At 43.1% G+C, this 12,574-nt stretch carries 17 protein-coding genes; 16 read left to right on the top strand and 1 reads right to left on the bottom strand.

Annotated features, from left to right (window positions below; all coding sequences use genetic code 11):
* The first annotated feature begins 32 nt into the window (after nt 1–32).
* The 14 genes from AC5JM2_RS08570 (at nt 33) to AC5JM2_RS08505 (ending at nt 10,279) form a co-directional block, all read left to right on the top strand.
* On the top strand, nt 33–275 hold the full coding sequence (locus tag AC5JM2_RS08570; protein WP_495834473.1) for a hypothetical protein: 243 nt from the start codon (nt 33–35) through the stop codon (nt 273–275).
* 8 nt (nt 276–283) lie between these two features.
* On the top strand, nt 284–2,089 hold the full coding sequence (locus AC5JM2_RS08565) for a hypothetical protein (RefSeq protein ID WP_495834472.1): 1,806 nt from the start codon (nt 284–286) through the stop codon (nt 2,087–2,089).
* A 221-nt stretch (nt 2,090–2,310) separates the two neighbouring features.
* Nucleotides 2,311–2,721: a hypothetical protein gene (locus tag AC5JM2_RS08560; RefSeq protein WP_495834471.1), complete on the top strand. Its 411-nt coding sequence runs from the start codon at nt 2,311–2,313 to the stop codon at nt 2,719–2,721.
* A gap of 120 nt (nt 2,722–2,841) precedes the next feature.
* Nucleotides 2,842–3,495, top strand: a complete 654-nt coding sequence (locus AC5JM2_RS08555; protein WP_495834470.1) for a GIY-YIG nuclease family protein — start codon at nt 2,842–2,844, stop codon at nt 3,493–3,495.
* Entirely contained in the window at nt 3,485–3,769 is a 285-nt protein-coding gene (locus tag AC5JM2_RS08550; RefSeq protein WP_495834469.1) for a hypothetical protein, read from the top strand. The genes AC5JM2_RS08555 and AC5JM2_RS08550 overlap by 11 nt, the downstream gene beginning before the upstream one ends.
* A gap of 181 nt (nt 3,770–3,950) precedes the next feature.
* On the top strand, nt 3,951–4,883 hold the full coding sequence (locus AC5JM2_RS08545) for an amidoligase family protein (protein ID WP_495834468.1): 933 nt from the start codon (nt 3,951–3,953) through the stop codon (nt 4,881–4,883).
* Nucleotides 4,883–5,128: a hypothetical protein gene (locus tag AC5JM2_RS08540; RefSeq protein WP_495834467.1), complete on the top strand. Its 246-nt coding sequence runs from the start codon at nt 4,883–4,885 to the stop codon at nt 5,126–5,128. Before AC5JM2_RS08545 ends, AC5JM2_RS08540 begins: the two co-directional genes overlap by 1 nt.
* 142 nt (nt 5,129–5,270) lie before the next feature.
* On the top strand, nt 5,271–5,573 hold the full coding sequence (locus tag AC5JM2_RS08535; RefSeq protein WP_495834466.1) for a hypothetical protein: 303 nt from the start codon (nt 5,271–5,273) through the stop codon (nt 5,571–5,573).
* Between the two features lie 174 nt (nt 5,574–5,747).
* Nucleotides 5,748–5,972: a hypothetical protein gene (locus tag AC5JM2_RS08530; RefSeq protein ID WP_210612039.1), complete on the top strand. Its 225-nt coding sequence runs from the start codon at nt 5,748–5,750 to the stop codon at nt 5,970–5,972.
* A gap of 84 nt (nt 5,973–6,056) precedes the next feature.
* Nucleotides 6,057–6,767 carry a hypothetical protein gene (locus AC5JM2_RS08525; protein WP_495834465.1) on the top strand — a complete coding sequence of 237 codons (711 nt, stop codon included), beginning with the start codon at nt 6,057–6,059 and terminating at the stop codon, nt 6,765–6,767.
* Between the two features lie 299 nt (nt 6,768–7,066).
* Nucleotides 7,067–7,474: an HNH endonuclease gene (locus AC5JM2_RS08520; RefSeq protein WP_495834464.1), complete on the top strand. Its 408-nt coding sequence runs from the start codon at nt 7,067–7,069 to the stop codon at nt 7,472–7,474.
* A 1-nt stretch (nt 7,475) separates the two neighbouring features.
* Complete coding sequence (locus tag AC5JM2_RS08515) at nt 7,476–8,438, top strand: AcrVA2 family anti-CRISPR protein (RefSeq protein WP_495834463.1); 963 nt, start codon at nt 7,476–7,478, stop codon at nt 8,436–8,438.
* A gap of 416 nt (nt 8,439–8,854) precedes the next feature.
* On the top strand, nt 8,855–9,502 hold the full coding sequence (locus AC5JM2_RS08510) for an AAA family ATPase (RefSeq protein ID WP_495834462.1): 648 nt from the start codon (nt 8,855–8,857) through the stop codon (nt 9,500–9,502).
* Nucleotides 9,503–9,997: 495 nt separating this feature from the next.
* Complete coding sequence (locus AC5JM2_RS08505; RefSeq protein WP_495834461.1) at nt 9,998–10,279, top strand: ribbon-helix-helix domain-containing protein; 282 nt, start codon at nt 9,998–10,000, stop codon at nt 10,277–10,279.
* A 114-nt stretch (nt 10,280–10,393) separates the two neighbouring features.
* On the opposite strand, the gene AC5JM2_RS08500 is transcribed toward AC5JM2_RS08505, so the two are convergent.
* Nucleotides 10,394–11,281 carry a tyrosine-type recombinase/integrase gene (locus tag AC5JM2_RS08500; RefSeq protein ID WP_495834460.1) on the bottom strand — a complete coding sequence of 296 codons (888 nt, stop codon included), beginning with the start codon at nt 11,279–11,281 and terminating at the stop codon, nt 10,394–10,396.
* 640 nt (nt 11,282–11,921) lie between these two features.
* Here AC5JM2_RS08500 and AC5JM2_RS08495 point away from each other — a divergent pair.
* Both AC5JM2_RS08495 and AC5JM2_RS08490 read left to right on the top strand, forming a co-directional pair.
* Nucleotides 11,922–12,155, top strand: a complete 234-nt coding sequence (locus AC5JM2_RS08495) for a DUF2281 domain-containing protein (RefSeq protein ID WP_495834459.1) — start codon at nt 11,922–11,924, stop codon at nt 12,153–12,155.
* The gene (locus tag AC5JM2_RS08490; protein WP_495834458.1) at nt 12,155–12,574 is read left to right on the top strand and encodes a type II toxin-antitoxin system VapC family toxin; all 420 of its coding nucleotides are present in this window, start codon (nt 12,155–12,157) and stop codon (nt 12,572–12,574) included. The genes AC5JM2_RS08495 and AC5JM2_RS08490 overlap by 1 nt, the downstream gene beginning before the upstream one ends.

The following is a 12,574-nucleotide window of genomic DNA, read 5'->3' as shown; positions in this document are numbered from 1 at the left end:
GGGTAACATCCTGGCTATAACAAGGAGAAAAAATGGATGATTTGTTACAACGTTCACGCAGATTGATTAGCTGGATGGCAGTAGGGACTTTTTGTTTCTTATTACTAGGGTATATAGCAAAAACGATTACTGCCTTAGTTACAGGAGTTGGGATTGCACTGCTTGCAATTAATGCTTTTGGTATCTACTTGTTCTTGTGTTATCCAGAACTACGCGAAGAAGTGATACTGGGTATTGCAACTCAAATCGTAGCAGCTCTGTTGCTGTTTTTGTGAGGTGTGCAATGAGTGTCGATAAGTTTCTAAATTCATTGGATATTTTTCAAACAGATGCGGACGAAGAATATGTTCACGTCAAAACAACGGCTGCAACGATTATTAGCTTAGGTTTACTGTTTTTTCCTCCTAGCGCACTGCGCTGGGATGGCTCAATCCGCAGTCCTTTTGATAAAACTTCGCTAAGCGAAACAGAGGAGGTGCGCTTATACCCTAATGCTGTACTCAATAGGTCTATTAGGATAATGTCAGCAGTACTAGGCTTGTCTTTAGCTGGGTACTCAGGCTTACTGGATCATAAGCATTTAAGTACTGCTTCAATTCGGCGCAAGAAAAAAGAAGCTAAAAGCATTATTGAAGACGAGCGCATGAATGCGCAGATTATTGAGTACATACCCGCAGAAAAGCAAATAGAAGCACCGCCATCAAAACAATTAACTCCTGCGGCACAGCAAGCAATAGCGTTACTTATGAGCGCGAAAAGGAAAGAACAGGCAGGAAGAGAAGAAGACCTGGAAGCGCTTGCAGCTTCTAAATTTAAAGTGACAGCTAAATCTGCAAACGTGGATGAAGGGATGAAAGCCAGAAACATTGCAGTTAATAAAGCAATTGAGATGGTGAATAACCCAGTAGAAGGTCAAGATAAATGGGTTAATTTTCGAGATATAGGGAGAAACATCCTTAACGGGATGCGAATCACTGAAAAATCTCTGTTGATCGCAAGTGGAACCGGAACAGGTAAAACAACGACCGAGTTAGACCTTTTAGAAGGGCTAATGAATAATTACCCAAACACCACCTTCTATGCTTTACTCCAAAAAAATGACCAGCTTACTGGGGTTAAAGAAGAAAATAGACAGGTGTTCAATAATCTTCTTCTGACCGACTACCTTAATCAAGGTGATTCTGACGAAGAAGAAGAACCAGGTATTGTTTTAGAGCACATTCTCAGACCGCTGTTTCAGGTTTACCGGGAATTTGCCCACAGAAAAGAACTGCCTCCCGAGGAACGCGATCGCCTTAAAGAAACCTCCCCTATCCGCCTAGTCCTCGGAGATTGGTTTGCTACTTTCCAAGAGTTGAAACGGTTAAACAAGAAGGATTTTGGTCACGTGATGAGCATGATCCGACAGATTATCACCGTTGGACGAGACTCTGGAGTTGCATTAATTGTAGATAGCCAATCGGCTGCGCTCGCTAGCTTAGGACTGGCAGAAGACGCCAGTATCCGTGAAAGTCTTGATATTTACTCACAAGGGTTTGTCCGTACAGTAGGAGGTAGAGAAAAAGGTGAAGTACGCACAATGTTGCAGGTCATTGGTAACAACAGCCTCGTAAGTAAGGAGGACAGACCAGGTATCATGGCAGCTTACTTACTTTTAACCAATGCGATCGGCGATAACAGCGTAACTTCCCCTATTATTTTCACAACTGTTGGGTCTGTTCCCAGTATTGGCATTGTTCCTGACCTTTCTAATAAGACAGTTAGAGAAGTAGGAAAAACACGTGGATCTTCGTTTAATAAGCAGGTAAATGAGCTTGCACAATCAATAGCGCAAGAACTAACAAAAGCGCCTGAAACTAACAAGGGAAGCAATAATGTCCTTGATGATTTAGATTTATCTGATAACGCAATCAAGATGATGGAAGCAATTGATAAGATGAGCCGAAAGATGGGAGGTGAACCGTTAAAACCTTGGGCAGTTGCAAGAATAGCTCATGTTTATGGTGCTGATAGAAACGATGCAATCCAAGAGTTGAAAGAGGCAAATCTAATTATTATTAATTCTGAAGGAAATCTCACGATGAATTGAAAATCCGCAAGATTCGCACAAGGCAGATTTTTTTATCGCCGCGATAAAAGTGGTTTGTGTGAACCACCTTGTGCAAACCTCAAACCTTGATTCTTCCGTTCAAATCGCGCCACCCCTCGCACCTCTCACGCAACGATTCACGCAACAAGAATAAGCAAAAGCGCGAACCATGCATCCCTCAAAACCCATCCTACAAACTCGTTAATTACTAACAGGAAATCATGCAAGAAGTAATGACCTCCACACAAAAATGCCGCAAGGTTTATGAAGACAATTACTTTAAAGTTACTGTTCGCATTGACCCTAGCTTTAAACCCAAGCTTGACCAATTAACTCGTCAATTTGGTTCTCAAAAAGCTGCCTTGGAATATGCTATCGTTCACGCAGGCGTTAGCAGTCGCTTTAACAAGAATAATGTTGAAAAGTTAGAGCATGAAAACCGAGAGATGAGCGCAACCATTGAGAACCTTAAAGAACAGATTCGGGAACTCAAAGCACAAAAGCAAGTCGAAGAATCTAACAATCAACTGTTAGATGAGGCGATCGCCGCCACTCAAAAACGCTCCGAACTCCCAGTTGACATCGAACAAGCTTTCTTAGACTTTCAAAGCGCTCAAGACAGTATTTATTAAAAGATTAGCGCGTAAATCCTAGACACATGCTTAAACACTCTGTGTACATCCGCCTAACTGTTCACTCGTTACCGTAACGTTACGGTAACGGGCACAAAGAATAAATACTTAGAGGAAACAATGTATATTTTTGACAACACCAAAAGTTACGATAAGCAACTCCACAATATCTACTTGAAGACAAAAAGGAATACATCTACCAGTGTTTCTTTTGAGATTGACAGATTAGCAAATGATGACAGCGAACTGGCTGCTGAATTACTAGAAACTTATACGGAGCGTTACGGATATCCTGCGGAAGTAGCTGCCAAGGATGGGCATGTGTACTTGATGAAAGCAATTGGCTTCTATGGAATTTTTTCTCCTATTGTGTGCCGATACAAGATCGGTAAGTCTAATAACCCTAAGCGCCGCCACATCGAGTTAAATGGACAGCAAGCCCCATGTCCAATTGATTGCATTAGATATATTGCAGTTGACGACATGGCGGCTATTGAAAGCAAACTCCATAATCGTTTCAAAGGGAATCGAGTGCACGGAGAATGGTTCGTTTTTTGGCGTTGGGAAATGCCGATGGTTCATCTCGCCTATCAATTTATTGGGGATAGTCTCAAAACCAACAAAAAAGCAAACTTCCCTAATAAAAGTACAGTAGGATTTATTATCTTGGTCTTATTGGCGTTACTGAGCGCTTCCGCAGTTATTTCATCTGCAATAGTTCACCAAACACAGGAAATGCAACCTATCGAGGAATTAAAAAACGATGGACAATAATCTTTTGAGAGTTCACGAACACCTAGGAGAAGCGATCGCCGCACTAACCCATGTTGGCGCAGACGGACTAAACTACTTTCAGTTGCATATTCGCCTAGCAATAGACTGGGCTTATAATTGGCAAATAACAGTCAAAGCAACACAAAACCAGGGGCTTGAAGCGCTTTGCAAATCAGTGATTGCGCTCACTAATACCCCAGTACAAGAAATTCCTGAAACCATTAAAGTTATACACAGCGAACTAGGTAAAGTGATCCCCTCCGTTGTGCGATAAGCTAATGCTAATATGAAAAATTGTGCAAAGAGGATGCATATTCTCTTTTTTTCTTGGTTGCCGTAACGTTACTATAACCAGCCGTTGTGCCTGCTTCGGTTGTGGCACAAGGATTACAGTAATTATGTGATTAATTGGGCATACTATCAATATAGAAAACAACCACCAAGGAGAAAGGCAAATGAGACGTTACGGAGTAGAAATTGAATTTGTAAGTGATTTAGGGTTAGATGAGATCGCCGACAAGTTGCGCCAAGCAGGAATCAACGCAGTAGCTGAAGGCTACAACCACAGCTTGCGCGGATATTGGAAAGTTATTACTGATTCTTCCTGCGGGTATGAGTTGGTTTCCCCTCCACTGTTAGGTGAAGAGGGGATCGCTGAAATCATCACAGCTTGCAATGTACTAGACCAAGTAGGCAAGGTTAACAAAAAATGTGGCGTACATGTACACATAGATGCCGCAGGTCTAACACTTAACCAAATCAAATCAGTAATCATCAACTACGCCGAGAACGAAGCGGTATTTGACCTGATTATGCCTGGTAGCCGTAGAGGCGATAACAATTACTACTGTCAAAGCATTGCCAGAATCAATCAACCCAAATTACGCAGATGCACATCTGTACAAGAAATATTAGAAGAAGTGTTTAACAACAGCCGATATTACAAAGTGAACATCGCATCTTACTTACGCCACGGCACAATCGAGTTTCGTCAACACAGCGGAAGCGTAGACGGGCAAAAAATTTCTAACTGGGTACGACTCATCCAAAGCTTTGTAATTCGCTCAATAGATGCTGAGATCGCAGCTAACTGTGATACCCTCCGCGCTCGCTTTGAAGCTTTGATCCCCGCAAACCAGCCAGTTGCAGCACCCACAAAATTAACCGACATCAAAAAAGAAGTTTACCGAGGTTTGGGACTCGCTGACAGCAAAAGTGTTAAGGCATGGGCAAAAGCAAACGGGATCAACGCTGATCTACGAGGCAAAGAAGGTTGGTTGAAAATCTTCAATGCCGTATTAACCTCCGCATCTACCGTAGATTTACGCTCTTACTACAGCCAACGTACAATTACATTAGGAACCAACGATTTGGTAGGAGTTGCATAATGAGGTACCAAGTTAAAGATGATCCCGATCATCGTGTTATAGAAGGACGATCCCCAGTTGAGGTTATTACCAGCCTCAAGGGTCAATGGGAAGAATGCGATCTTAAAACTTATATGCGGAACTTTCGTGACCGGACAGCGATCGCATATGGAGAAAACGTAGCCCAATCAATTTCTACCCAAAGCTGCAAAAAGTTTCTAGAATCTCTTGTAAATACTGGAATCCTTATGGTTGTAGAGGATTGACGGAAACGCACCCTTGATCCCGGTTACCGTAACGTTACCATAACCAATACCACTTTTCTAAAGTGGCACAATCTACATGATTTTTATATGCCCAATAAATCATACTATAAGTATAAAGATAAGAAACACCAAGGAGAACGAAATGTCAAACGCTTACAGAATTGAATTTAACCCAGTAAAAGTTATCGAAGCCCTAAATCGTAAACACCCTAAATTATGGGCTACCTTAAGCGCTAAAGGAAAACGTCAAGTAACAAACATTAAAATGCTACAAGTTTTAAGATCATACGAATTAAATGTAAGAACTGACTTACAAGATGCAGAAAAATCTATACAAAGCGGGGAACAATGCTGGGAAGAATTTCTTAAGAACGGCGAACGATGCAGCTTAAAAGGCGGCTACCAAGGCGAAATCACAAGAGTATATGTGAGATATTGGTCATAGATAATGACCTGGAGATCGCCCTATGGGCACGCTACGCAAACAAGATCCCCAGTTCCCTGGTTATCGTAACTTTACCATAACCAGAATATCACCGAAAACAACTGGCACAACCCTACTTGCTATAGTATGCCCAATAAATCATATTTTAAATATAAAGACACGGAGAGCAAAAAGATGGAGCGCAAATTACAGGAAATCAAAAACGCAGCTTTTAAGTTAGCCCAAAAAATGGGTATGTTTTGCACACAGACACAGCACTTTAAGAAGCGTGGGCTTACCGTAGGATTAGACTTAAGATCCAAGCGTGGTTGGCTTTTGCTAATAGATCGCATAGCAGCAATGGAAACTGGGGTATTGGTTCCTTTCTTGCGCCAAGCTGCGACCGCTATTGCAGCTTAGTTCTCGTTATCGTAAAGTTACGATAACCAACTTGACTTTTGATTTACTATATGACATTATTGGCATAGAGGCAAGGAGAAACAGATGACACGCTTGAAGTTTGCAGAAGTAGAAGAAATATTAACCAGCAAAGGTTACTTGGTAGAGAAGACAAGTTCCGGATATAAAAGCCAAGGGCATCGCTTCAAAAACCTTACAGAGCTTAAAGAGTGGGCATTAGGGTTGCCAAGTATTGTACAGGAGGATAAACAAGAAACTGAGCAGCCGCAAGTGCAACCAGAAGCTGAGCCGACGCGTTTTGATGGCTGGGACAGGCAAGGACTCTGGGGTTATCTGGGTGTTGCTGGCATTGACCGGGACGCGCTGTTTGAGACGAAAGATGGCTGGGTGTTCGATAGGGATAAGGCGATCGCTGCCTTAGTAGCCTACGAGTATAGCCAGGGGTGCGCTAACGAACCCTATCACGACAATAGCCAAGAGGAGTGCGAGGAAGATAAGGAAGGAGAGGTTGGCAGCTTGGAAGTAAGTCCAACCGTAAAGTTTGCTCATACTTGGGCTGAGGTTAAAATAGCGGTAAAAGCGATGCTCCAAAGGAGCCGCTACGCGAACGCATCTGCCTTAATGGGCAGAAATTTTGCTGAAGCTTTTACAATTCGAGATTTTTTCATACCTTGTGTTTTCCGCACATTAGCGCGAAGTTTCCTTAAGCGTCATTACTTAATAAAAATTCAAGCGAGGTGCCATAGCTTTGCGGAAATGGTCAAAGTTTCTAGGTTGATTGTTAAGTTAGCGTAGTAAACAAATAGGCTGGGAAAGCCCAGTCCCTAGGAGTACCATGATCTCTCAACTTCAGGAAACGCATCTATGCAAAGCAAATAAACGGAATCAACTGCTAAAAGCATGGAGTCAACTGGAACCACATAATTGCGAAGTAGATAAAAAAGGAAGATTTTATATTTACGTAGGGACTCCAGAGGCTGAATGCAAACGGTTGATAACACCAGGACTTTATGACCCATTCCAAAAGGGCATAAACCCTGGTTATTCAGCTTTAAACGCTTATGTGGGGTTTTTATGGAGCAAGGTTAAATAAAATGCCCATTAGTGCCAAAAACAAAAAACTATACCCGAAGGATTGGAAGCAGATTGCTGTCGCAATTAAAGATAAAGCTAATTGGACTTGCGAGGAGTGTAATCGCCCTTGCCGTCGCCCTAGCGAAACCTGGGATGATTTTAAGTATCGGCTAGCTCGCAAATCAAAAAAGTTATATTTGGAATGCTGCGAGAAACCTGTGCGATTTGTAGCGACTGTTTCTCATAGCGATCACACTCCTTTAAACTGTCACCCGAGCAATCTTCGTTGTTTATGTGCTCCTTGCCATCTACGCTATGATGCTCATCATCATGCGAAGAATGCAGCCAAAACGCGCAAATTGAAGCAGAAAGTTAAACCCAAAAAGTCATCTAAACCTCAGCGAAAATCCTCTTCCTCTCCAAAGTAGAATGAAAGTAGAAGAAGCTAACAAAATAAAAGATTGGATTATTAAAGAATGCAAAAAGTCTCCTGAGTACAAGAAATTAACCTCAAGAGCATTCTGCGATCACGCGGGTTATTCAAAATATAAGGAAGTTGCAACAGAGATCGCAACTCAATTAATCACCATCCCGCAAGCTGTGCAACTAAACAAAACATTAGACCCTACTTGGGGAGCTTGCACCTATGCTTTTTGGCAAGCGACACTATCACCAAATTTCCCTGTTTACGCGCTCACAAAAGAGTTGATGGAGGGATTTATCAACTCTCAACCTCCAAGCCAATTGTGGGGTTTAAGAATGCCATTTGACAGAGCATTGATCATGTTACCGCAGAATACTCTGATAAGTCCAGATGGGTATAGTCTTAATTGGCTTTTAATTAATTTCCTTGAACCATTTCATGAGGAGAAAAGAGATAACGCCTATCTTAAATACGTAGGCGCTAAATGCGGGTTCAATATAAAGCACAACATCGTTAACAGAAAAGGGATAGATTCTTTCAGACTTCGATGGGTAACGTCGCTAGATCTTAATTACATTTACTCTAGCACGACAGAATTGCCTAGCCCAGAAAATGAGCATCCTATTGCTGGTTTTAACTATTATGTCAACGGCAATGCGCAAACAGAAGCGCTTTTTATCAATCAGGTTAGTGGGCTGGTGTTTCAGATTTTGTTGTACATGATTTCTAGGAAACCGGAATCAGTTAATGCGATCACAAAGATCAGCAAACATCAACGCAGACCTGACCCAAAAGCAGAACGCAATTTTATCTGGGTTGGCAAAGAATATAAGCATCAACGCCAATCTCCCCAAGGTGGTACTCATAATAGCCCTGTGGGTCATTTTCGGCGCGGTCATTATCGCGTTCTTTCATGGCGAGAAGCAGATAAGCAGGAAATTTGGGTACGACCTACTTGGGTAAGCTAACCCCATGCCTAAAGACCTTCAGCATTCCACTTTTGAGCCATTTCGTGTAATGCTTTCTGTATACACTGCTTACAAATGTATACAGTTCAAGCCAATGGTGCCTAACACGGGTGCGCCTATCAGCCATCTCTATTGTAAGAAGCTTAGTGCCCTCTCCAAAAGAAGCTCACGAAGTCGCTGACATGATTATTGCTGGTGTGCTACAAGTGTACCCAAAGCTCTCGCAATGCTTACAAAAAGTGAGGTTAGCGCTTGTAAAACTAGAAATCGCTGAAGAAAGATTTCTCTGACGTATTGTCCACTCTTAATAGAGCCATTTATCTCACGGCTGGCATATAATCTACAAGTACACACTCTAACGTGTATACATATAAAAGTATCAACATGTATACAAGTTAAAATGTAGTATTCTCGACATGAAAACAGTTGCTATCATCTCTAGAAAAGGTGGTGCAGGCAAAACCACCCTGACTGTGCATTTAGCAGTTGCAGCCTGTATTGATGGCAAAGAAACAGCGATTATCGACCTAGATCCACAAGCTTCTGCGGCTGGCTGGGGAGACAGTCGAAAACAAGAAATCCCTGCTGTCGTCTCAGCACAAGCCGCCCGTTTGCCAAAAGTTCTGGAAGCAGCCGTCAATAATGGTGCAGACTTAGCCATTATTGATACGGCTCCCCATTCAGAAACTGCTGCCTTAGCTGCTATCCGTGCTGCTGACTTGATTTTGATTCCCTGCCGCCCAGCGATTCTTGATTTACGCGCAATTGGTGACACCATTGATTTGGTCAATCTGGCTTCTAAAACAGCAACCGTTGTCCTCAACGCTGTTCCCCCTCGCGGTTCATTGGCTGATGAAGCAGTAGAAGCGATACGCCTGAAGGCGTCTGCGCTCCGCGCAATCGCACCATTAGGCGTTTCTATCGCCCCTATTAGGATAGGTCAACGCGCTGCTTTCGTTCACTCGCTCACCGCAGGACAAACAGCACAGGAGTACGAGCCTCTGGGCAAAGCTGCCGAGGAAATCCAACAAGTTTACAAGTGGATGTGTGACGCATTGGGATAAAAAAATAAGCCGACGCATTTGGGCAAAGAGAATGGGCAGGCTTCATACAACGAGTACACAACTACGCCGACGAGTCAACAAAAACAAAGCCTGCCCATTCTCCCAGACGGAACCCCGCGACGCCCTAATAACAACACGATAAATCGTGTTAGCGGAGCGGAACGTAGTTTTGCTTCCGAATCAACCCAAGAGGGCGACGCACTTGGGCAAAGAAATGAGCCAGCCTTTAAAGAACGAGTACCCGTGAGCGCCGACGAATCAACAAAAACCAAGGCGTAGCGGGGTTCCAACTGGGAAAATGAGCCAGCCTTATTACAACGAATACCTGTGAGCACCGACGAATCAACCAACAAAGGCTGGCTCATTTTCTTCGCCCAAATGCGACGCTCATTTCCCAGTCAAAACCCCGCAACGGCTTATTTTTCCAGTCGGAACCCCGGTAAACAACTTATAATGTAAACATATAAACTTGTATACACGTCAACATGTATAGTCATGGCTAATAAACCAAACCTAGCGGCTGCTTTGCACAAAGCATCAGGAAAACCAGATTTTAGCGAACCCAAACAGGAAGAGTTGCAGCAGCAGTCATCGACTTTAAAACCCGAACTACCACCAAGCAGGCAGGGTAAGAAAGCAATCGCTGGTCACTTCGACCCAGCTGTATCTAAGCAACTGAAGCAACTGGCACTCTCGCAAGATAAAACTGTCCAAACACTGTTAGCTGAGGCATTGAATGACTTATTTGAAAAATATGGCTTTAAGCCAATAGCGTAGACATATTTCAACCAGTCTACAAAAGCCAATAAATTAAGAACATCTTCTCGCTCAAACCCTTGAGAGTACAACTGCCGAACTAAAGCCAGTCCCGTCTTCCTCTGGGTCAATATCCTACAAATACAAAGCGCTGCTATCATCAGGCAATGCGTGTAAGTATTTACTAGTAATCGCGATATTGCTGTGTCCCAAAGTCTTCTGAATCAAAGCAAGGTTCGTACCCTTTTGAATACTGTGCGTGGCATGAGCATGGCGCAACCAGTGGCACGAAGCTTTTTCATTCACCCCTGCACGCAATGCAGCAGCCTTAACAATCGGGTGAATGTTCTGTCTGTGCAAGTGTCCTTTGGTTTTGCGGCTAATAAACACCGGGGCATCAGGTGGGGCATTTCCTCTCAAGCTTAAAAGAAGCTGCCAAAGGTCTAATGGCAGTCGGATAGAACGCCGTTTATTCCCCTTCCCTAGTACCGTTATTTGTCCACCGTCGCCGCGTGGCATCAAATCTTTCCATGTAAGCCCACACAGTTCACTCACTCGCAATCCTCCTTTATAAAGTAAAGTTAAGATGATAAAATCACGAGTGTTTGTAGCCCCATTAATGAGCAGGTCCACCTCAACTTTCGTCAAATAGCGCTCAGTCAGATTGTCGTCAGATTTCTTAACTTTGAGAGCGCAGCCGACATTAAAGGGGATATACTCCATCTTGGCAGCGAAAGAAAACAGCGACTTGATAGCCGACAGGTGATTTTCTTGGGTGACTGGAGAATTTCCCTCTGCTTCCAATTGCATCCAGTAATCGTGTAAATCTTCAAGCGTGACTTCAAGTAAGGATTTTCCCACAAAGCCCAAAAACTTGGTGATAATGCGTTGGTAAGCTGACTGAGTTAAAGTCGCTTTGCCGTGCAGCCACATTTGAATGAGTTTTTGTTGAGCGTCAACAGGTGCTAGGTGTCGCAACTGCTTGCGCTCGCGTATGGAATGAACCAGGGCAAGAGGGGTCATTGTCAAGAAGTGAGTTAACAGACAAAACATTTCTTCTGTCTGATTATCCCCCAGGATCAATTTCTTTGATGAAAAAAAAGTAGCCGATATGTATGATTCTTGCTGACGAAGTTCAACAATCTCAAGGTCAATTTCACAGGCGATAAGCCTCTGGCTTGACGGCACGCTGCGTGATTGACAACTGGTTCCTTTTGCACGCTTCACCGTCATGTAAATCTTTCTCTAACGCGAACACAACATAGAGTTTGCAGCGTTGCATAGATATATTGTTGACTCTGATTTTGTGAACCTATGTATAGATACTTTCTCTACGAGGTGTAGAAAAGTGTTGTCAGGCTGTCTGTACTTTTTCTATACGATAGTCTGTGTTCAGTGCTGTATTAGGGGGAGAGGGTTCAAGTTTTTTCGTGTTCTTTCTCACTAGCTTCTACAAACATACTTCTACCTGTATTTGAGCTATTCTGTTGAACTGCTTAATCGCTTGAGAAAGATTTCTCTAACGTCAGCATGTTGTCTAGTTCTCCCATCAATTACTGTCTTACTGCTGTACTGTTATCAGTTTTGATATCAGGTGTACTATTACCGGCGCTGCTATATCATGCATGATAATTGATCTTAATGCTAGACGAAGATTTTCCCTATGCAACCCATTCAACAACAAGTCATTGAAACACTCCAAACACTGTCTCCTGCCGAGCAACAAGAGGTTCTGGACTTTGCAGAGTTTCTCAAAAGCAAGCGGCAAAGATTACCATCCGCGAACATAGAACCAGTTCAATCGTTCTTAGAAACAGCCCAAGCCTATATCGGTGCAGGCTCTGGTCCTGGAGATCTTTCTACTAATCCTGAGTACATGAAAGGATATGGTACCTGATGCGTCAGCAAGTTCTCCTTGATACTGGTTCCCTCATAGCCCTTATTGATCGCCGCGATCACCATCACTCCTGGGTAACGACAGAACTTGCTACAATCCAACCTCCACTACTCTCCTGTGAAGCAGTGCTTTCAGAAGCATGGTTCTTATTGCAGCGTGTGAATAATGGGCGAGAAACTTTAGTTGGATTACTAAAAAGTCAGCAAATTTTGGTAGCTTTTCAGTTTAACTTGGAAGTTGAGTCAATCACCGAGCTATTAACCCGGTATCGCTCCGTTCCCATCTCCTTCGCCGATGCAAGTTTAGTACGAATGGCAGAGCTGTATCCTAGCAGCGAAGTCTTGACCTTAGACAGTGACTTCCTCATCTATCGAAAGCACAAGAATCAACCCATTCCAGTCATTATGCCGGAGGTTTAA

It is taken from the genome of Brasilonema angustatum, from assembly GCF_059505445.1.
Note: the sequence above shows the minus strand (reverse complement) of the source record. Positions and strands in the feature narration are given on the sequence as shown.

Coding starts and splice junctions, on each gene's coding strand:
- AC5JM2_RS08570 (WP_495834473.1), top strand. CDS start 33: ATGGATGATTTGTTACAACGTTCACGCAGATTGATTAGCTGGATGGCA.
- AC5JM2_RS08565 (WP_495834472.1), top strand. CDS start 284: ATGAGTGTCGATAAGTTTCTAAATTCATTGGATATTTTTCAAACAGAT.
- AC5JM2_RS08560 (WP_495834471.1), top strand. CDS start 2,311: ATGCAAGAAGTAATGACCTCCACACAAAAATGCCGCAAGGTTTATGAA.
- AC5JM2_RS08555 (WP_495834470.1), top strand. CDS start 2,842: ATGTATATTTTTGACAACACCAAAAGTTACGATAAGCAACTCCACAAT.
- AC5JM2_RS08550 (WP_495834469.1), top strand. CDS start 3,485: ATGGACAATAATCTTTTGAGAGTTCACGAACACCTAGGAGAAGCGATC.
- AC5JM2_RS08545 (WP_495834468.1), top strand. CDS start 3,951: ATGAGACGTTACGGAGTAGAAATTGAATTTGTAAGTGATTTAGGGTTA.
- AC5JM2_RS08540 (WP_495834467.1), top strand. CDS start 4,883: ATGAGGTACCAAGTTAAAGATGATCCCGATCATCGTGTTATAGAAGGA.
- AC5JM2_RS08535 (WP_495834466.1), top strand. CDS start 5,271: ATGTCAAACGCTTACAGAATTGAATTTAACCCAGTAAAAGTTATCGAA.
- AC5JM2_RS08530 (WP_210612039.1), top strand. CDS start 5,748: ATGGAGCGCAAATTACAGGAAATCAAAAACGCAGCTTTTAAGTTAGCC.
- AC5JM2_RS08525 (WP_495834465.1), top strand. CDS start 6,057: ATGACACGCTTGAAGTTTGCAGAAGTAGAAGAAATATTAACCAGCAAA.
- AC5JM2_RS08520 (WP_495834464.1), top strand. CDS start 7,067: ATGCCCATTAGTGCCAAAAACAAAAAACTATACCCGAAGGATTGGAAG.
- AC5JM2_RS08515 (WP_495834463.1), top strand. CDS start 7,476: ATGAAAGTAGAAGAAGCTAACAAAATAAAAGATTGGATTATTAAAGAA.
- AC5JM2_RS08510 (WP_495834462.1), top strand. CDS start 8,855: ATGAAAACAGTTGCTATCATCTCTAGAAAAGGTGGTGCAGGCAAAACC.
- AC5JM2_RS08505 (WP_495834461.1), top strand. CDS start 9,998: ATGGCTAATAAACCAAACCTAGCGGCTGCTTTGCACAAAGCATCAGGA.
- AC5JM2_RS08500 (WP_495834460.1), bottom strand. CDS start 11,281: ATGACCCCTCTTGCCCTGGTTCATTCCATACGCGAGCGCAAGCAGTTG.
- AC5JM2_RS08495 (WP_495834459.1), top strand. CDS start 11,922: ATGCAACCCATTCAACAACAAGTCATTGAAACACTCCAAACACTGTCT.
- AC5JM2_RS08490 (WP_495834458.1), top strand. CDS start 12,155: ATGCGTCAGCAAGTTCTCCTTGATACTGGTTCCCTCATAGCCCTTATT.